Annotated in this window: 14 protein-coding genes; 3 read left to right on the plus strand and 11 right to left on the minus strand. The window is 67.9% G+C overall.

Annotation, left to right across the window (positions count from 1 at the left end; all coding sequences use genetic code 11):
• The first annotated feature begins 42 nt into the window (after positions 1-42).
• Positions 43-1,332 carry an Nramp family divalent metal transporter gene (locus tag C2U31_RS24265; protein ID WP_103275136.1) on the plus strand — a complete coding sequence of 430 codons (1,290 nt, stop codon included), beginning with the start codon at positions 43-45 and terminating at the stop codon, positions 1,330-1,332.
• Between the two features lie 67 nt (positions 1,333-1,399).
• Here the strand turns inward: C2U31_RS24265 and C2U31_RS24270 are convergent, their stop codons facing one another.
• Both C2U31_RS24270 and C2U31_RS24275 read right to left on the minus strand, forming a co-directional pair.
• Positions 1,400-1,645, minus strand: coding sequence for an XRE family transcriptional regulator (locus C2U31_RS24270; RefSeq protein WP_103275137.1), 246 nt, complete (start codon positions 1,643-1,645; stop codon positions 1,400-1,402).
• Positions 1,646-1,797: 152 nt separating this feature from the next.
• Positions 1,798-2,466 (minus strand): TetR/AcrR family transcriptional regulator, encoded by a 669-nt coding sequence (locus C2U31_RS24275; protein WP_103275138.1) that lies wholly within the window; start codon positions 2,464-2,466, stop codon positions 1,798-1,800.
• Between the two features lie 108 nt (positions 2,467-2,574).
• Here C2U31_RS24275 and C2U31_RS24280 point away from each other — a divergent pair, with 108 nt between their 5' ends.
• Positions 2,575-3,858 (plus strand): MFS transporter, encoded by a 1,284-nt coding sequence (locus C2U31_RS24280; RefSeq protein WP_103275139.1) that lies wholly within the window; start codon positions 2,575-2,577, stop codon positions 3,856-3,858.
• A 54-nt stretch (positions 3,859-3,912) separates the two neighbouring features.
• Here C2U31_RS24280 and C2U31_RS24285 read toward each other — a convergent pair whose 3' ends face one another.
• Positions 3,913-5,010: an SDR family oxidoreductase gene (locus C2U31_RS24285; RefSeq protein ID WP_199770884.1), complete on the minus strand. Its 1,098-nt coding sequence runs from the start codon at positions 5,008-5,010 to the stop codon at positions 3,913-3,915.
• Between the two features lie 138 nt (positions 5,011-5,148).
• Between C2U31_RS24285 and C2U31_RS24290 the strand changes: the two genes are divergently transcribed.
• Positions 5,149-5,757, plus strand: coding sequence for a TetR/AcrR family transcriptional regulator (locus C2U31_RS24290; RefSeq protein ID WP_158658448.1), 609 nt, complete (start codon positions 5,149-5,151; stop codon positions 5,755-5,757).
• A 91-nt stretch (positions 5,758-5,848) separates the two neighbouring features.
• Here C2U31_RS24290 and C2U31_RS24295 read toward each other — a convergent pair whose 3' ends face one another.
• From C2U31_RS24295 to C2U31_RS24330, 8 genes are all read right to left on the minus strand, one after another.
• Positions 5,849-6,589 (minus strand): ABC transporter ATP-binding protein, encoded by a 741-nt coding sequence (locus C2U31_RS24295; protein WP_103275141.1) that lies wholly within the window; start codon positions 6,587-6,589, stop codon positions 5,849-5,851.
• Positions 6,586-7,386, minus strand: a complete 801-nt coding sequence (locus tag C2U31_RS24300) for an ABC transporter ATP-binding protein (protein WP_103275142.1) — start codon at positions 7,384-7,386, stop codon at positions 6,586-6,588. Before C2U31_RS24300 ends, C2U31_RS24295 begins: the two co-directional genes overlap by 4 nt.
• Positions 7,383-8,471 (minus strand): ABC transporter ATP-binding protein, encoded by a 1,089-nt coding sequence (locus tag C2U31_RS24305; protein ID WP_103275143.1) that lies wholly within the window; start codon positions 8,469-8,471, stop codon positions 7,383-7,385. Before C2U31_RS24305 ends, C2U31_RS24300 begins: the two co-directional genes overlap by 4 nt.
• On the minus strand, positions 8,468-9,547 hold the full coding sequence (locus C2U31_RS24310; protein ID WP_369869698.1) for a branched-chain amino acid ABC transporter permease: 1,080 nt from the start codon (positions 9,545-9,547) through the stop codon (positions 8,468-8,470). Before C2U31_RS24310 ends, C2U31_RS24305 begins: the two co-directional genes overlap by 4 nt.
• A gap of 6 nt (positions 9,548-9,553) precedes the next feature.
• Entirely contained in the window at positions 9,554-10,699 is a 1,146-nt protein-coding gene (locus C2U31_RS24315) for a branched-chain amino acid ABC transporter substrate-binding protein (RefSeq protein ID WP_103275145.1), read from the minus strand.
• 240 nt (positions 10,700-10,939) lie between these two features.
• A complete protein-coding gene (putA, locus tag C2U31_RS24320) occupies positions 10,940-14,761 on the minus strand; it encodes a trifunctional transcriptional regulator/proline dehydrogenase/L-glutamate gamma-semialdehyde dehydrogenase (RefSeq protein ID WP_103275146.1) in 3,822 nt (1,273 codons plus the stop codon).
• 167 nt (positions 14,762-14,928) lie between these two features.
• Entirely contained in the window at positions 14,929-15,582 is a 654-nt protein-coding gene (locus C2U31_RS24325) for a membrane integrity-associated transporter subunit PqiC (protein WP_369869699.1), read from the minus strand.
• A gap of 5 nt (positions 15,583-15,587) precedes the next feature.
• The gene (locus tag C2U31_RS24330; RefSeq protein ID WP_103275147.1) at positions 15,588-17,252 is read right to left on the minus strand and encodes an intermembrane transport protein PqiB; all 1,665 of its coding nucleotides are present in this window, start codon (positions 17,250-17,252) and stop codon (positions 15,588-15,590) included.
• Between the last annotated feature and the right edge of the window lie 19 nt (positions 17,253-17,271).

Consider the following 17,271-nt stretch of genomic DNA (forward strand, 5'->3'; position numbering starts at 1 on the left):
TCTGCCCAAGAGAATAATGAGAACCATTCTCAGGAGTGGTTCATGACCGGACTCATCGTCGCGATGTCGGGCGGCAAATCCGCCCTGGCGCAGAACGCCCAGCTGTCCGCCAGCATGCGGCGCATGGTCGGCTCGGGCCTGCTGGTCGCCGTCGGCTACATCGACCCGGGCAACTGGGCCACCGACATCGCCGGCGGCAGCGGCTTCGGCTACGGCCTGCTGTCGGTGGTCATCGCATCCGCGCTGCTGGCCCTGGGCTTCCAGGTGCTGGTGTCGCGGCTGGCGCTGGCCACGGGCCAGGATCTGGCCACCCTGACCGCGCGCCACCTCTCCCCCCGCATGGCCAAGGCCGCCTGGCTGGCCGGCGAGGCCGCCATTCTCGCGACCGCGCTGGCCGAGCTGGTCGGCGGCGCCATCGCGCTGCGCCTGCTGTTCGGCCTGCCCCTGCTGGGCGGCGTGGCGGTGACAGGCGTCGGCACCTTCGCCGTACTGGCGCTGACGCGCGGCAACGCCGACCGCCACGAACGCGTCATCGCCGTGCTGCTGGCCATCGTGGCCGCATCGTTCGTGTTTTTGCTGTTCAAGGCCAATCCCGCCTGGATCGAGGTCGCGCAAGGCGTCGCCCGGACCGGCGGCGCGCTGCGCGATCCGCAGGGCTTCCTGATCGCGCTGGGCATCCTGGGCGCGACGCTGATGCCGCACAACCTCTACTTGCATTCGGGCTCGCTGGCCGAACGCGCCCGCAGCCTGCCTGCGGACGCGCGCGACATCGCGATGCGCGTGGCGCGCAATGACACCGCGCTGTCGCTGGGCGTGGCCATGCTGATCAACGCGGCCATCATGATCGTGGCCGCCGCATCCCTGTCCGGCCCCGGCCTCATCGTCTCCAGCCTGGACGACGCCCACGCGGCCATCGGCCACACGCTGGGCGCGGGCGCAGCCATCATCTTCGCGGTGGCGCTGTATGCCGCGGGGCAAAGCTCCACCATCACCGGGGTGCTGGCCGGCCGCATCCTGTCGCGCGGCTTCCAGGCCGGCAGTAACTGGTCCGATCGTCGCCGCGCGCTCGCCACCCGGCTGATCGCGGGCGCGGCCGCGGCGGGCCTGCTCGGCTACTCGGGCGGCCAGGATCCCGACGGGTTGCTGGTGCTGAGCCAGGTGATCCTGAGCCTGGCCCTGCCCTTCGCGCTGGCGCCGCTGGTGCTGCTGGCCTGCCGCAAGTCCATCATGGGCCGGCACGCGCTGCGCGGCGCCTGGGCCTGGGCTGCCATCGCGGCCACCGTCGGCATCATCGCGTTGGATGGCTATCTGCTGGCCGATACCTTGCTGTAACGCGGCATCCGCGCGCAACCGCGTCATGGCAAACAAAAAAGACGCCAGCATCGCGCTGGCGTCTTTTTCACTTGCCCTTGCGGGAGGCGTCCCGATAGGCAGAAATCACCGGATGGTGCCGGCGTCCGGCATCCATGTCATGCAGCATCTCGCCCAAGGCGCCGCCGAAGGCCGCCATGCGCAGCTTCAGCCGCCGCCAGGCCTGGCGTCCGAAGGGCCCGTCCGACAAGGCTTGCGCCTGGATGGCTTCCTGGATCAGGGTCCGTTCCAGCTCGTCGGACATGCGTGCATGCTTCAACGTGGCATCGCTCATGATTCTCTCCCGGAGAACTCACGACTAGGAACCAGCATCAGCCCATGCTAGATCCGCGTGACCCGCGCCGCAATGCAATTTTCCTATCAGATTTTCATCTCTTGCTTAATGCGGACTAGCCCCTAAACCTATCGAACTAGACCGGCCGCGCCTTAATCGCCCGCGCGCCGCGGCGCAACATCCGGCGTCGGACCGACCCAGGCGTCGATCAGCCGTCCGGCGGCCTGGGCCAGTTGCCCGGCGGGTCCGCCCTCGTGGAACAGCTGGCTGGATACGAACGCCCCTTCGAGCAGCAACAGCAGGCCGTCGCCCAGCGCCTGCGGATCGGTCGCGCCCATGCCGCGCGCCATGTCGGCCAGCCGCCGGCGCAGCTCGACCTTGTGCTCGACGGCCACGGCGCGCGCCGGATGCGGATCCTCCGGGTATTCGACGGCGGCGTTGGTCAGGCCGCAACCCCGGTAGCCGGCCTGCACGGCGCGCTGGCTCAGCCCGGTCAGGTAGGCCATCAGCTGCGCCCTCGGATCGCCCGGATGCGCGTCGCAGGCGGCGTTGAAGCGCCCCCAGAACTCGGCGTCGTAGTCGCGCAGATAGGCGGCCGCCAGCTCGTCCTTGGACGCGAAGCTGCGGTACAGGCTGGGCTTGGTCACCCCGGCCTGGGTGACGATGGCGTCCACGCCCACGGCGCGGATGCCGTCGCGATAGAACATTTCCCTGGCGGTGCGGCGTATCCGGTCCGCCGCCAGCAGCGGCTTGTCCGGGGATTGCGCGTTCGCCGCGCCGGCGGCCGGACGCTTGCGCGCAACGGTGGATTTGCTGGCCATGTGTCGCTCCTGTGCAAAGAAGGGCCGCCCGGTCGCGCAAAAACAACTTGACGGCGTTACTAACCGGTACGTACGATTCGCACATCTCAACACGTACCGGTCAGTAACATGAGTATACCCCACCCCCCATTCCCGTTCCGCCGCGCCGGCCAGCGGTACGCCTTCGTGGTCGTCGCGGTGATCTTCCTGTCGCTGCTGGTGTCGGCCGGCCTGCGGTCCACGCCCAGCGTGCTGCTGGTGCCGCTGGAGGAATCCTTCGGCTGGAGCCGCAGCTCGATTTCATTCGCCGCCGCGCTGGGGATCTTCCTCTATGGACTGGTCGGTCCCTTCGCCGCCGCCGCGATGGAACACTTCGGCCTGCGCCGGGTGCTCATTGGCGCGCTGAGCCTGATGGCCGCGTCCAGCGCGGCCAGCGCCTATATGACCGAACCCTGGCACCTGCTGCTGAGCTGGGGCGTGTTCTCGGGCATCAGCTCGGGCGCGGTCGCCATCGTGCTGGGCGCCACGGTCGTGAATCGCTGGTTCAGCGCCCATCGCGGACTGGTGATGGGCCTGCTGACCGCCAGCGCCGCGACCGGCACGCTGGTGTTCCTGCCTGCCCTGGCCGCGCTGGCTTCCTCCGGCGACTGGACCCGCGTGGTCTGGGCCGTGGCCGCGGCCGCGGCGGCCCTGGTGCCGCTGGCCTGGTGGCTGGTGCCGGACCGGCCCGCGCAGGTCGGACTGGTGCCTTACGGCAGCGATCCCGCCTCGCCGCCGGCGCCGGCCGCGCCGCGCACCGGCATGATCGCCGCCACCTTCGGTGCGCTGGGCCGGGCCGCACGCACGCGCACGTTCTGGTTCCTGTTCGCCACGTTCTTCATCTGCGGCTTCACCACCAACGGCCTGGTCGGCACGCACCTGATCGCGCTCTGCGGCGATCATGGCATGCCCGAAGTGCAGGCCGCCGGCCTGCTGGCGCTGATGGGCGTCTTCGATCTGGTCGGCACCACCGCTTCGGGCTGGCTTACCGACCGCTACGATCCGCGCAAGCTGCTGTTCGTGTATTACGGGCTGCGCGGGCTGTCGCTGATCTACCTGCCCTATTCCGACTTCTCGTTCTACAGCCTGTCGATCTTCGCCATCTTCTTCGGCCTGGACTGGATCGCCACCGTGCCGCCCACGCTGCGCCTGACCACCGAAGCCTTCGGCGAGCGCGACGCTTCGATCGTGTTCGGCTGGATCGTCGCCGGCCACCAGCTGGGCGCGGCCAGCGCGGCCTGGATGGCCGGCTTCGTGCGGCAGTCGCAAGGCAGCTACCTGACGGCCTTCGTGCTGGCCGGCATGACCGGCATCGTCGCGGCGTTCATCGCGCTGATGATAGGCAGGAGGCGCATCGCGACGGCGCCCGCCTGAGCATCGCGCTGGCACGCCAGGGCCGCGCCCGGGGGCACGGCCCTGGCTACCCGTTCAGAACCAGCCATGCTGGCGATACCAGCCCACGGTATCGGCCAGCGTCTGCGCCAGCGGACGAAAATGCAGGCCCAGTTCGTGCTCGCTCTTGGCCGGATTGAAGCGGGTCCGCCCCGCCTCGCGCGCCATCAGTCGCACCGTCGCCAGCCCCAGCAGCACCGGCTTGCCCGTGATGCGCGCATAGACTTCCTGAATGGCCGCCAGCGCGTACAGCAAGGGCAGCGGCAGCTTGCGCGTCGGCACGGGAATTCCGGCCACCTGCCCCAGCAGCGGGATCAGTTCTCCCATTTCCATGTGGCGCCCGGCCGCCAGATAGCGTTCGCCCCGGCGGCCACGTTCGGCCGCGGCAATCTGGGCCAGCGCCACGTCGCGGGCATCGACCACCGAGAAACTGCCGGGCACCAGCCCCGGCAGCTTGCCGCGCGCCACCTCATTGACCAGTTGCCCCGCCGAGGTCGGCCCGATATCGCCCGGCCCCCACATCCAGCCGGGCAGAACGAAACACGCGTGCATGTCGGGATGCAGGCGCAGGAACGCGCGCACCGCGTCGTCAGCCAGTATCTTGCTGCGGTAGTAGTCGTCAGCATCGGCGGGCAGGCGGTCGCAGGTTTCATCGATCAGCGTGCCGGGCGGTCCGTCGAGCACGGCAATCGAGGATGTATGCACGAATCGACGCACGCCCGCGGCGTGCGCTGCGGCGATCAGCGCCGCCGTGCCGTCCACGTTGATGCGCCGCAGTTCGTCCCAGTGGCGGCCGCCCTTGTAGCTGTCACGGAAATGGGCGGCGGCATGAAACACCACATCGCAGCCGGCCAGCGCGGCAGCGAAGGCGCCGACCTCGCCCATGTCGCCCTTCACCACCTGCACCTGCGGCAGATCCGCGAACTGCTGGCGCGCCTTGTCCACGGATCTGGCCAGCGCCCGCACCGCGATGCCGCGCTCCGCCAGTTCGCGCACCAGGTTGTTGCCCAGCAGGCCCGTGGCGCCGGTGACGAAGGCCTGCCGGATGGGCCGGGCCCGGGGCTCCTGTGCCTGGACACCCTGGTTGCGCACGGCGCCAGCCTGTGACGGCGCCTGATGGTCTTGGTGGTGCATGTAGCGATCTCTCCGGGGTGATTGGGCGCGCGCCCAGGTCCAGGATGCGCCCTTTTCAGATATCAAATGATATTTAAATAGCAGATGGTATCCTCATCCGGCAAAACCAGTCAATCCAGATATCTATCGATATTTAAAATGCCACACCCCCGCCTGACACGAGAAGAAAGCCAGGAACAGACGCGCCAGCGCCTGATCGCCGCGGCCTGCAAGCAAGTCGCCGAGCGCGGCTTCGCATCCACCACCGTGCGCGATATCGCCAGGGAGGCCGGCTATACCCAAGGCGCCTTCTACTCCAATTTCCAGAGCAAGGAAGACCTGCTGCTGGACCTGCTGCGCCAGCACAAGGCGCAGGAAGCCGAACGCATCACGGGCTCGGTGGCCACGGCGGGCCAGGACTTCGGCAAGGCCTTCGAGGCGCTGGAGCACTGGGCGCGCGATTTCGGCATGGATGCCTCCCAGGCCCTGCTCGCGACCGAGCTGCAACTGCTGGCCGCGCGCAATCCGGAATTCGGCCGGGCCTACGCCGCGCTGATGGCGGACCAGCGACGGATCTACGCGCAATTGCTGGAACGATTGTTCGCGCTCGCAGGACGGACGCCGCCCGTTCCCGCCGAGGAATTGGCCGGCAGCCTCATGGCACTGGCGCGCAGCCAGGCCATCGATCATGCGCTGTATGGCGCGGCGTCCGCCGGCGACATCCTGATCGCCGTGCTGCGCGGTCTGTTCCAGCCCCCGCCGGCATGAGTCCGGGCATCTGCCCTCTCCCCGCCTGACGATGAAAAAAAAGCCGGCGCGATCCTCTCGCGCCGGCTTTTTCACGCACCGAACCTCGGGCTCAGGCGTGTTCTTCGACTTCACCCAGGTAGGCCGCCCGCACCTTGGGATCGTGCAGCATGTCGCCCGACTTGCCGGACAGGATGATCTCGCCCGATTCCATCACGTAGCCGCGATGACTGTTCTCCAGCGCCAGGCGCGCGTTCTGCTCGATCAGCAGGATGGTGACGCCTTCGCTGGCGATGGTGCGCACCACCTCGAAGACCTTTTCCACCATCAGCGGCGCCAGTCCCATCGAGGGTTCGTCCAGCAACAGCAGCTTAGGACGCGCGATCATCGCGCGGCCCATGGCCACCATCTGCTGCTCGCCGCCGGACAAGGTGCCGGCCGCCTGCTTGCGGCGCTCGGCCAGGCGCGGGAACAGCGTGAAGACGCGGTCCGTGTCCTGGCGGATCTGGGCCGCGTCGCGGCGCACGTAGCCGCCCATGGCGAGGTTTTCCTCAATGGTCAGCTGGCCGAAGATGCCCCGGCCTTCCGGCACCATCACCAGTCCCTGGCGCACCAGCTCGTGCGACTTCTGGCCGCCGATGGACTTGCCGCCATAGACGACTTCGCCGCCGGCCAGCGGCACCAGTCCGCAGATGGCGCGCAACGTGGTGCTCTTGCCGGCGCCGTTGGCGCCGATCAGGCAGACCAGCTCGCCTTCGTCGACCCGCAGGTCGATGCCGCGCACCGCGCGGATGCCGCCATAGGCGACCTGCAGGCCGCGCAATTCGAGTAGGGGTTGGGATACCGTCGTCATGCCTGGCGCTCCTGATGAATCAGCGGATCCTGGGCCGCGCCCGCGCCCAGATACGCTTCGATGACCTTGGGATCGCGCTGCACCTGGGCGGGCTTGCCCATGGCCAGCACTTTGCCGTATTCCAGCACCAGCACGCGGTCGCACAGGCCCATGACCAGCTTCATGTCGTGCTCGATCAGCAACACGGTGATGCCGTCGTCGCGGATCTTCTCGATCAGCTTGCGCAGCACCACCGTTTCCGAGGCGTTCATGCCGGCGGCGGGTTCGTCCAGTGCCAGCAGCTTCGGCTCGGTGGCCAGCGCGCGCGCGATCTCCAGGCGGCGCTGGTCGCCGTAGGGCAGCGAACGCGCCACGTCGTTGGCGCGGTGGCCGATGCCGACGTATTCCAGCAGTTCCTGGGCGCGCGCCTCGATGGCGGCCTCTTCGGCGCGCGCGCCGCGAGTGCGCAGCACGGCGCCGAGCACGCCGGCGCGGGTACGCATGTGGCGGCCGATCATGACGTTCTCGATCGCGCTCAGGTTGGCGAAAAGGCGGATGTTCTGGAACGTGCGCGCCAGGCCGGCATAGGCCACTTCATGCGGCTTCTTGCCCGACATGGACTGACCATTGAAGGTGCAGGAGCCGTCCTCCGGGATATACAGGCCGGTCAGCACGTTGAACAGCGTGGTCTTGCCCGCGCCGTTGGGGCCGATCAGGCCGTAGATCTCGCCCTGCTCGATGTCGAAGCTGACGTCCGACAAGGCTTGCAGGCCGCCGAAGCGTTTGCCCAGTCCCTGGGCTTGCAGCAGTTTGCTCATGCGGCATCTCCTTGGGCCTTGCTGGACAGTTCGCGCTTGCGCACGGCGGACGGCCACAGGCCGGCCGGGCGGAACAGCATCACGCAGACCATGGCCAGGCCGAACAACAGCATGCGGATGCCTTCCGGATCCAGCACCACGGCGCCGAACAGCATGTGCTGCGCCGGTTCGACCACAGCGCGCAGGAACTCGGGCAGGCCCGCCAGGATGATGGCGCCCAGGATCACGCCCGGGATATGGCCCATGCCGCCCAGCACGACCATGCACAGGATGGAGATGGATTCCATCAGCGAGAAGCTCTCCGGACTGACGAAGCCCTGCATCGAGGCGAACAGCGCGCCGGCCACGCCGCCGAAGGACGCGCCCATGGCGAAGGCCAGCAGCTTGATGTTGCGGGTGTTGATGCCCATGGCCTTGGCCGCGATCTCGTCCTCGCGGATGGCTTCCCAGGCGCGGCCGATGCGCGAGTTCTGCAGGCGCAGGCACACCACCACGATGATCAGCGTCAGCGCCAGCAGCAGGTAGTAGTACTTTTCCGGGCCGGTGAAGCGTATGCCCATCAGCGTTTCGGTGCGACCGAACGCGAACTCGCCCACCTTGAAGGTGTCGATGCGGTTGATGCCCTGCGGACCGTTGGTGATGTTGACCGGCGAGTTCAGGTTGTTCAGGAAGATGCGGATGATCTCGCCGAAGCCCAAGGTCACGATGGCCAGGTAGTCGCCGCGCAGCTTGAGCGTGGGCGCCCCCAGCAGCACGCCGAACAGGCAGGCCACCGCCAGCGCGATCGGCAGGATCGCCCAGAACGGCAGGTGCAGGCCGAAGTGCGGCGAGGCCAGCATGGCCCAGGCATAGGCGCCCACCGCGTAGAACGCGATATAGCCCAGGTCCAGCAGGCCGGCGAAGCCCACCACGATGTTCAGGCCCAGCGACAGCATCACGTACAGCAGCGCGAAGTTCAGGATGCGTACCCAGCTCTGGCCGGCCATGCCGATCACGAAGGGCAGCACCGCCAGCACGATGCCGATCAGCGCGATGCCGATCAGGTTGCGGGTGGAAAGCCCGCTCTTTTTCATGGTCGCGTTCATGCGCGGTCCCCCACGCGCTCGCCCAGGAGGCCGGAGGGGCGGAAGATCAGCACCAGCACCAGCACGAAGAAAGCGAACACGTCTTGATAGTGGCTGCCCAGGAAGCCGCCGGTCAGGTCGCCGATATAGCCGGCGCCCAGCGATTCGATGATGCCCAGCAACAGGCCGCCGGCCATCGCGCCGACCAGGTTGCCGATGCCGCCCAGCACGGCCGCGGTGAAGGCCTTCAGGCCCAGCATGAAGCCCATGGTGTACTGCGACACGCCGTAATACGTGGCGACCATCATGCCAGCCACGGCGGCCAGCGCCGAACCGATCAGGAAGGCGGCCGAGATGACGGTGTTGATGTTCACGCCCATCAGGCCGGCCACTTCGCGGTTCTGCGCGGTGGCGCGCATGGCCGTGCCCAGGCGGGTCTTGTGCACCACGGCCAGCAGCCCGCCCATGATGAGTGCGGCGATGACCACGATGGCGATCTGCAGCGTGCTGATGCGCGCGCCGAAGATCTCGAACACCCGCGGCGCGAGCACTTGCGGGAAGTTCAGGTAATTGCGGCCCCAGCCCATCATCGCCACGTTCTGCAGGATGATGGACACGCCGATGGCGGTGATCAGCGCCGCCAGGCGCGGCGCGCGGCGCAGCGGCCGGTAGGCCACGCGTTCGGCGGTCCAGCCGATCGCCATGCACAGCGGCACCGACACCAGCAGGCCCAGGCCCAGCACCACGAAGGCCGAGGCCGAGGGATCGCCGCCGACCAGCGAGATCGCGATCGTCGTCGCCGCCATGGCGCCGATCATGACCACGTCGCCGTGCGCGAAGTTGATCAGCCCGATGATGCCGTACACCATGGTGTAGCCCAGGGCGACCAAAGCGTACACGCTGCCCAGCGTGACGCCGTTAATCAGTTGTTGAATGAAGATATCCATAGGGGCCGCAGAATAAGCCTGGAAAAAATCGCGCGAGCCGCGCGGGAGGAGCATTGGAAGCCCCGTGCCGGGCTGCGCGCGGCAGCGCCTGGCGGCGCTGCCGGTGCAAAGCGGGCGGAGGGCGCGGGGAGCGCCTTCCGCCTCGATCATCCGGCCTTAGTTGGCCTGGCTGACCATCGTTTCAACCATCTCCCACTTGCCGTTCTTGACTTCGTAGATGGTGACCGAGATTTCCTTCAGATCGCCGTTCTTGTCGTAGGCGATGTTCTCGCTGGTGGCGCCCTTGCGGCTCAGCTTGGCCAGCGCCGGCAGGTACTTCTCGGGCTTGGCCGAACCGGCCTGCTCGATGGCGGTGATCATGTTCCACGCGCCGTCGTAGGCGTAGGGCGCGTAGACGCCGGGCGCCTTCTTGAAGCGGGCCTGATAGCGCTGCTCGAAGTCCTTGCCCGCGGCCATCTTGTCCAGCGGCACGCCGGCCAGCGAGGCGTAGGTGCCGTCGGCGGCGTCGCCGGCCAGCTTGATGAAGGTGTCGCTGCGGGTCATTTCACCCGAGACCAGCGGCGCCTTCAGGCCGAGCGTGGCCAGCTGGCGCTTCATCGGGCCGGACTGCGCGTCCAGGCCGCCGTAGAAGATGGCGTCGGGCGCCGAGCCCTTGATGTTGGTCAGGATGGCCGTGAAGTCGTTGGCCTTGTCGGTGGTGTACTCGCGGCGCACGATCTGGCCGCCGGCGGCCTTGACGGCCTTCTCGACCTCGTCGGCCAGGCCCTGGCCGTAGGCGGTGCGGTCGTCGATGATGGCGACCTTCTTGGCCTTCAGGCTCTGCACCATGAACTTGCCGACCGCGGCGCCCTGCTGGGTGTCGCTGGTCATCATGCGGAAGGTGGTTTCGTAGCCCTGCTTGGTGTACTCGGGCGAGGTCGCCATGGCGATCTGCGGCAGGCCGGCTTCGTGGTAGACGCGCGAAGCGGGAATGGTGGTGCCCGAGTTGAAGTGGCCCAGGATGCCGACGACGCTTTCGTCGACCAGTTGCTGCGCGACCTGCACGCCCACGCGCGGGTCGGCCTGGTCATCGCGCGACACCAGCACGAACTTGGCGGGCTTGCCGTCGATCTGGATGCCCTTCTGGTTGGCTTCTTCCAGCGCCAGGTTCAGGCCGTTCTGCATGTCCTCGCCGTAATGCGACTGCGGACCGGTCAGCGGCGCGGCAAAGCCGAGCTTGATGTCGGCGGCCTGCGCGGCGGCGGCCATGCCGACGGCGGCGATGCTGGCCGAGAGAAGCTTCAAAGTGGTGCGGAACTTCATATGGGTCCTCCGGTATGTCGGATTTATGGCCTGTTATAACCTGGGCCGATAGCCCGGCTTTCGTTTTTTCACTTCCACGCCGGCCGGGTTCTCCGGAATCGGCGCCTGCAGCTTTCTACAGAAAGGGGATGCCGGTTTGCGGCATCCCCACTTGAGGTGCGACCGGATTTTGCTTCGAGTGCAACCTCATTCGATATTGGAGATAACCCTTGGTCCCCCAAAGGTTACCCACCAGTCACCTCAACCGATCGTCATCAGGCTGGCGTTGCCGCCGGCAGCGGCCGTGTTGACGCTGACGGAACGCTCGGCGAGCAGGCGCTCCGGCGCATAGGCCGCGCCCGCGGCCAGCGCGTCCGAAGTCAGTCCGTGCACGGCCAGGATCGGACCGGCGCGCTGGGCGATGCGCTGGTTCAGCGCGCGCAGCGCGTCGCCATCCCCCTCGAACAGCACCGCCTGGAAATCAGCGTGGTCGACGTCGGCATCGGCCAGGATGCCCGCCTGCCCCTGCTGCTCGGCATCCAGCCCGGACAGCAGCGCCTGCGCGGCCGGCGTATCGGCGAACCAGGCATGGTTGCCGGTCTGCCGGGCCACCGCCCATTGCGCGCGCGCTCCGGCCTCGCTGGCTGCCACGCAATACACGGCGCCGCGCGGCTCGACCAGATAGGTGTTGGTCTCGCCCGTGGGACCGGGCAGCGCGATGCGCTGCGGCAGCGGCGCGGCCGGATCCAGCGCCGGCGGCAGGCCCGCCGGGCGCGTGCCCAGCAGACGGTACATGTACAGCGGGCCGCCGGCCTTGGGGCCGGTGCCGGATAGGCATTCGCCGCCGAAGGGCTGCACGCCCACCACCGCGCCGACGATGTTGCGGTTGACGTAGACGTTGCCGGCATGCACCTGGCCCGTCACGTGCGCGATGGTTTCATCGATGCGGGTATGCACGCCGAAGGTCAGGCCGTAGCCGGTGCCGTTCACGGCCTCCAGCAGCGCATCCAGTTCCTCGCGCTTGTAGCGCACCACATGCAGCACCGGACCGAAGATCTCGCGCTTCAGTTCGCTGATATGGCCGATCTCGATAATGGTCGGCGGCACGAAAGTGCCGTGGCGGCATTCGCCATTGAGTTCGAGCTGGTCCACGCGACGGCCGGCGGTGCGCATGGCGTCGATGTGGCGCACGATGCCATTGCGGGCCTCGGCGTCGATCACCGGCCCCACGTCGACCGACAGGCGATCGGGATTGCCCACGCTGAGTTCGCGCATGGCGCCGCGCAGCATCGTCAGCACATGGTCGGCGCTGTCTTCCTGGATGCACAGCACGCGCAGCGCCGAGCAGCGCTGGCCGGCCGAATCGAAGGCCGAGCTGAGCACGTCGAACACGACCTGCTCGGCCAGCGCCGACGAATCCACCACCATCGCGTTCTGGCCGCCGGTCTCGGCGATCAGCGGAATGGTGTGGCCGTCGTCGTCCAGGCGAACGGCCAGCGCGCGGGCGATGATGCGCGCCACGTCGGTCGAGCCGGTGAACATGACGCCGCGCACGCCAGGGCTGGCCACCAGCTGCGCGCCGACGGTCTCGCCACGGCCGGGCAGCAGTTGCACGGCGCCAGCCGGCACGCCGGCGGCGCGCAGGATCTCGATGGCCTGGGCCGCGATCAGCGGCGTCTGCTCGGCGGGCTTGGCCAGCACGGTATTGCCGGCCGCCAGCGCGGCGGCGACCTGGCCGGTGAAGATGGCCAGCGGGAAGTTCCAGGGGCTGATGCACAGCACGGTGCCCAGCGGGCGGTGCGTGTCGTTGCCGAACTCGCGCGACGCCTGATCGGCGTAGTAGCGCAGGAAGTCGACGGCCTCGCGCACCTCGGCGATGGCGTTGGGCAACGACTTGCCGGCTTCGCGCACGATCAGGCCCAGCAACGTCTGCATCTGCTCTTCCAGCAGTTGCGCGGCGCGGCGCAGGCATTGCGCGCGCTCGGCCACCGGCGTCGATTGCCAGATGGGCGCGGCATTGGCCGCGATGCGCAGCGCGGCCTCGGCTTCCTCGGCATTGGCCTCGACGACGTGGCCGACCAGGTCGCGCAGATTGGCCGGGTTGCGCACTTCGACGGCGCGCGCCGCATCCCAGGCCTGGGCGCCCTCGCCCAGCATGGGGCCGGCGCGCCAGATCATGCCGGCGCTGGCCAGCAGCGCGGCCGACAGCGATCCCAGGCGATGCTCGTTGCTCAGGTCCAGGCCGGCGGAGTTGGCGCGCGCGCCTTCCTGCGGGTTGCCGAAGAGTTCGCGCGGCAGCGGGATCTTCTCGTGCGGCGCGCCCAGCGGCACGACGCGCGAGGCGGCGTCCACCGGATCGGACACCAGCTGCTCGACCGGAATGCTCTCGTCGCCGATCAGGTTCACGAACGAGGTGTTGGCGCCATTTTCCAGCAGGCGGCGCACCAGATAGGCCAGCAGCGTCTCGTGCGTGCCCACCGGCGCATAGATGCGGCACGGGCGGTTCAGCTTGCCCTGCGCCAACGGGCCGACCACTTCGTCGTACAGCGGCTCGCCCATGCCGTGCAGGCACTGGAACTCGTACTGACCGGGGTAGTAGTTCTGGCCGGCCAGCTGATAGATGGCCGACAGCGTGTAGGCGTTGTGCGTGGCGAACTGCGGATACACGGCCTCGGGCGCGCCCAGCAGCTTGCGGGCGCAAGCCAGGTAGGCCACGTCGGTGTAGATCTTGCGGGTATAGACCGGATAGCCTTCCAGGCCATCGACCTGGGCGCGCTTGATCTCGCTGTCCCAGTAGGCGCCCTTGACCAGCCGCACCATCACGCGGTGGCGGCTGCGGCGCGCCAGGTCGATCACGTAATCGATCACGAAGGGCGCGCGCTTCTGGTAGGCCTGGATCACGAAGCCGATGCCGTTCCAGCCGTCCAGCTCGGGCGCGAAGCACAGCGCCTCCAGCAGGTCCAGCGAGATCTCCAGGCGGTCGGCTTCCTCGGCGTCGATGTTCAGGCCGATGTCGTAGCTGCGCGCCAGCGCGGTCAGCGCCTTCACGCGCGGCAGCAGCTCGGCCATGACGCGTTCGCGCTGGGCGCGCGAATAGCGCGGATGCAGCGCCGACAGCTTGATGGAAATGCCCGGGCCTTCATAGATACCCCGGCCGGCGGCGGCCTTGCCGATGGCATGGATGGCCTGCTCGTAGGACGCGTAATAGCGGTCGGCGTCCTCGGCCGTGGTGGCCGCCTCGCCCAGCATGTCGTAGGAATAGCGGAAGCCGCGCGCTTCCATCTTGCGATTGTTGGCCAGCGCCTCGGAAATCGTCTGGCCCGACACGAACTGCTCGCCCATCATGCGCATGGCCATGTTCACGCCCTTGCGCACCAACGGCTCGCCGCCCTTGCCGATCAGGCGCGTCAGCGCCTTGGACAGCGACTGCTCGCTGTTCACGGCCACGAGCTTGCCGGTGATCATCAGGCCCCAGGTGGCGGCGTTGACGAACAGGGACTGCGAGCCGCCCATGTGCGACTTCCAGTCGCCGCGCGACACCTTGTCGCGGATCAGCGCGTCACGCGTGGCGCGGTCGGGAATACGCAGCAGCGCTTCGGCCAGGCACATCAGCGCCACGCCTTCCTGGCTGGACAGCGAGAATTCCTGGATCAGGCCCTCGACGCCCCCGCCCGTGCGCTTGCCGCGCAGCTTCTTCACCAGGTCGGTGGCCATGCCGCGGATCTTGTCCAGGTTCGGCATGCGGGCCTGGCCCAGCAGCAGCGGCACGCATTCCGGCTCGGGCCGGCGATAGGCGGCCGTGATGGCGGCGCGCAGCACCGATTGCGGCTGCACATCCTGGCCGAACTCGTAGAACGGCGGCGTGACGATGGCCTGGCCTTCGCCAGCCTCGTCCTCGGCGCCCTCTTCGCCGCCCAGGTGCGACATCTCGGCGGGCAGGTGGCCGCGCTCGATCCTGTCCAGATAGGCGAGGATCGCCTGCTTGTGCAGCCAATGCGGCGTGCAGTTGAGCTTTTGCGCGGCCGCCTTGAGGCGGTCGCGCAGTGCGTCATCGACTTTGACGCCGAGGGTCGTGCTGGCCATAAGAGATTGCTTCCTGTCGCATGGCAAGGGTCACCAGGCCCCTGCTGGAGCCCGGAAAATGGTTGGACCGTATGCTAATCAGGTTGCAACCCGTCAGATATTAAGGTTAACCCTAGGTTAACTATCTGAGATTGCGACAGTTTCCGGGCCGCGATCCGGCCCCGGATTCACTCTTTCAGCGGCGCGCAGCCCACGCTGCGCACGCCTTCGCCGTCCGGCGCCTGGCGACCGCGGATGGCCGACGCCATCACGCCCGCCAGCTTGGACAAGGCGCGCTGCTGCGCGGCGACCAGCGCCGAGGCGCCCTGCCCCGATGCCGGCTCGTCGACCACCGTGCGGCAGATCAGCCCGCTGCCCTTCAGGTTGACGGGACGGACGCGCCAGGTGGCGTCCAATTGGGCCGCGCCGGGCGACAGATCGAACCGCTGCACATCGGTCTGCACCCGCCACACCGCCGCGCTGGACGCGGGTTTCACCACGCGCACGTCCAGCGCGCCCAGCTCGCGCTGCAGCGCGTCCGACAGCGCGCCCCGGACCTCGTCGGCCAGCGGCGCGGTCCAGCGCTCGGAATACAGCGCCGAGACGCTGCCGTCGCCATTGCGCACCATGAGCTGGGGCTGGTCGGCCGGCGTGGGCACGCTGACCGGCAACACGTCGATCATGTACGCCGCCTGCGCGCCAGCCGGCGCAGATGCAGTGCCAGCCGGCACGGACAGCGTGTAGTAATGCACGGGCGCCGAGGCGCAACCCGCCAAAGCGGCGGCCAGCGCCAGGGCGGACGTGGCGATGCGCGGGAAGAACGGCATGGGCGTCATGTTCATGATCTTCAGTTCTTGACCGGACCAGAGCCCGGAATGGGATCGGCGCCGCGACCTCGCAGCAGCGCTTCTGGATTGGCCTGCAGGAAGTCCGCCAGCGAGCGCAGCGAACGCGCCGCGCGGTTCAGTTCCTGCAGCGCGCGCTCGGTGCTGACCGGCAGCGAGCCGTCGGAGGCCAGCAGCTCGTTGATGCGGGCCATGGAGTCCCTGGCCTGCTTCAGCATGCCCTGCGCCTCGGGCGCGACCTGCTTGTCCAGGCGGTTCATCAGCCTGGAGGTGCTGGCCAGCGTGGTGCGCAGGTCCTCGCCGATTTTGTCGAACGGAATCTTCTCGATCTTGTTGACGATGTTGCTGAGCTGTTGCTGCAGCTGGTCCAGGTTACCCGGCACGGTCGGAATGATCGCCGGCACGGACGGGTTGAACGTCACCGGCTTGGCATTGGGGAACACATCCAGGTTCACATACAGCTGGCCCGTCAACAGGTTCGCCGGACGCAGCTGCGCGCGCAGCCCGTGCTTGATCATGCCGCCCAGCAGCCGGTTGCCGGCCACGTCGCCTTCCTTATCGGCCAGCTCCCGGACCTCGTCATAGACGCTGCCCAGGCGTTCCGGATAAAGCGTGGCGTCGACCACCGAGTAGAAGCGCTTGGTCTCCGGGTCGAAATCCAGGTTGATGCCGGTGACATTGCCCAGCGTGATGCCGCTGAAATCGACCAGCGCGCCCACGGCCAGGCCGCGGATCGACTGGTCAAAGCGCATGCGTATATCGAAGGCTTCGCCATCCGGATTGGCCTTGGCCTGCGCCTCGGTCGAATAGAGTTCGAATTCGGCGTCAGCCGGCGCCGGCTTGTTGGCGCCGCGCGCCGTGTAGACCGGCTCGAACGCCACGCCGCCCACCAGCAGCGACACCACCGACTGCGTGCGCACCTTCAGCCCGTCCGCGTTGACGCTGAAATCCACGCCGCTGGAATTCCAGAAGCGCGTGCCGCTGGTCACGAACGCATCGTTCGGCGCGTCGACGAAGACCTCGATATTCACCGAATCACCGCTCTTGTCGAGCTCGTACCCGATGACCCGGCCGACGTTGATACGGCGGTAGTAGACCGGCGAACCGACATCCAGCGAGCCCAGGTTATCCGCCTTGAGCTTGAAACGCTTGCCGGTCCGGTCGTGCGTGACGGCGGGCGGGATCTCCAGCCCTTCGAACGTCAGCTTGGTGGCCTTGCTGGCCTTGCCCTTGCCTTCGATGGCGTCCACGCCGATATAGGCGCCGGACAACAAGGTGCCCAGCCCGGATACGCCGCTCACGTCCAGGCGCGGCTTGACCACCCAGAAATTGGTGCCGTCGCGCGCCAGGTCGGAGACTTCCTTGGCCAGCTCGGCCGTCACGACCACCTTGCTGCGATCTTCATTGAAGCCGATGGACTTCACCGTGCCGACGTTCACGTCCTTGTAGCGCAAGCGGGTCTTGCCGACTTCCAGCCCGTCGGCCGAATTGAAGGTGATGGAAATGTCGGTGCCGGCCTGCAACCAGGTCCGCACGACCAGCGACAGGCCCATCAGGGCCGCGACCACGGGCACCAGCCAGATCCACGAAATCCGGTTCTGGCGCTTGCGCGTGATTGTGGGCGCGGCGATCTGCGGGTCGCCCTTGCCGGGAGTTTGCTCGGACATCGATTCTTCCTATTGTGTT

The sequence above is a fragment of the Achromobacter sp. AONIH1 genome (assembly GCF_002902905.1).
Lineage (GTDB): Bacteria > Pseudomonadota > Gammaproteobacteria > Burkholderiales > Burkholderiaceae_B > Achromobacter.

Bases quoted from the DNA above. Each gene is read 5' to 3' on its own strand.
- C2U31_RS24305 (WP_103275143.1), bottom strand. From the start codon at position 8,471: ATGAACGCGACCATGAAAAAGAGCGGGCTTTCCACCCGCAACCTGATC.
- C2U31_RS24325 (WP_369869699.1), bottom strand. From the start codon at position 15,582: ATGAACATGACGCCCATGCCGTTCTTCCCGCGCATCGCCACGTCCGCC.
- C2U31_RS24270 (WP_103275137.1), bottom strand. From the start codon at position 1,645: ATGAGCGATGCCACGTTGAAGCATGCACGCATGTCCGACGAGCTGGAA.
- C2U31_RS24280 (WP_103275139.1), top strand. From the start codon at position 2,575: ATGAGTATACCCCACCCCCCATTCCCGTTCCGCCGCGCCGGCCAGCGG.
- C2U31_RS24295 (WP_103275141.1), bottom strand. From the start codon at position 6,589: ATGACGACGGTATCCCAACCCCTACTCGAATTGCGCGGCCTGCAGGTC.
- C2U31_RS24265 (WP_103275136.1), top strand. From the start codon at position 43: ATGACCGGACTCATCGTCGCGATGTCGGGCGGCAAATCCGCCCTGGCG.
- C2U31_RS24285 (WP_199770884.1), bottom strand. From the start codon at position 5,010: ATGCACCACCAAGACCATCAGGCGCCGTCACAGGCTGGCGCCGTGCGC.
- C2U31_RS24310 (WP_369869698.1), bottom strand. From the start codon at position 9,547: ATGATCGAGGCGGAAGGCGCTCCCCGCGCCCTCCGCCCGCTTTGCACC.
- C2U31_RS24290 (WP_158658448.1), top strand. From the start codon at position 5,149: ATGCCACACCCCCGCCTGACACGAGAAGAAAGCCAGGAACAGACGCGC.
- C2U31_RS24300 (WP_103275142.1), bottom strand. From the start codon at position 7,386: ATGAGCAAACTGCTGCAAGCCCAGGGACTGGGCAAACGCTTCGGCGGC.
- putA (WP_103275146.1), bottom strand. From the start codon at position 14,761: ATGGCCAGCACGACCCTCGGCGTCAAAGTCGATGACGCACTGCGCGAC.
- C2U31_RS24330 (WP_103275147.1), bottom strand. From the start codon at position 17,252: ATGTCCGAGCAAACTCCCGGCAAGGGCGACCCGCAGATCGCCGCGCCC.
- C2U31_RS24315 (WP_103275145.1), bottom strand. From the start codon at position 10,699: ATGAAGTTCCGCACCACTTTGAAGCTTCTCTCGGCCAGCATCGCCGCC.
- C2U31_RS24275 (WP_103275138.1), bottom strand. From the start codon at position 2,466: ATGGCCAGCAAATCCACCGTTGCGCGCAAGCGTCCGGCCGCCGGCGCG.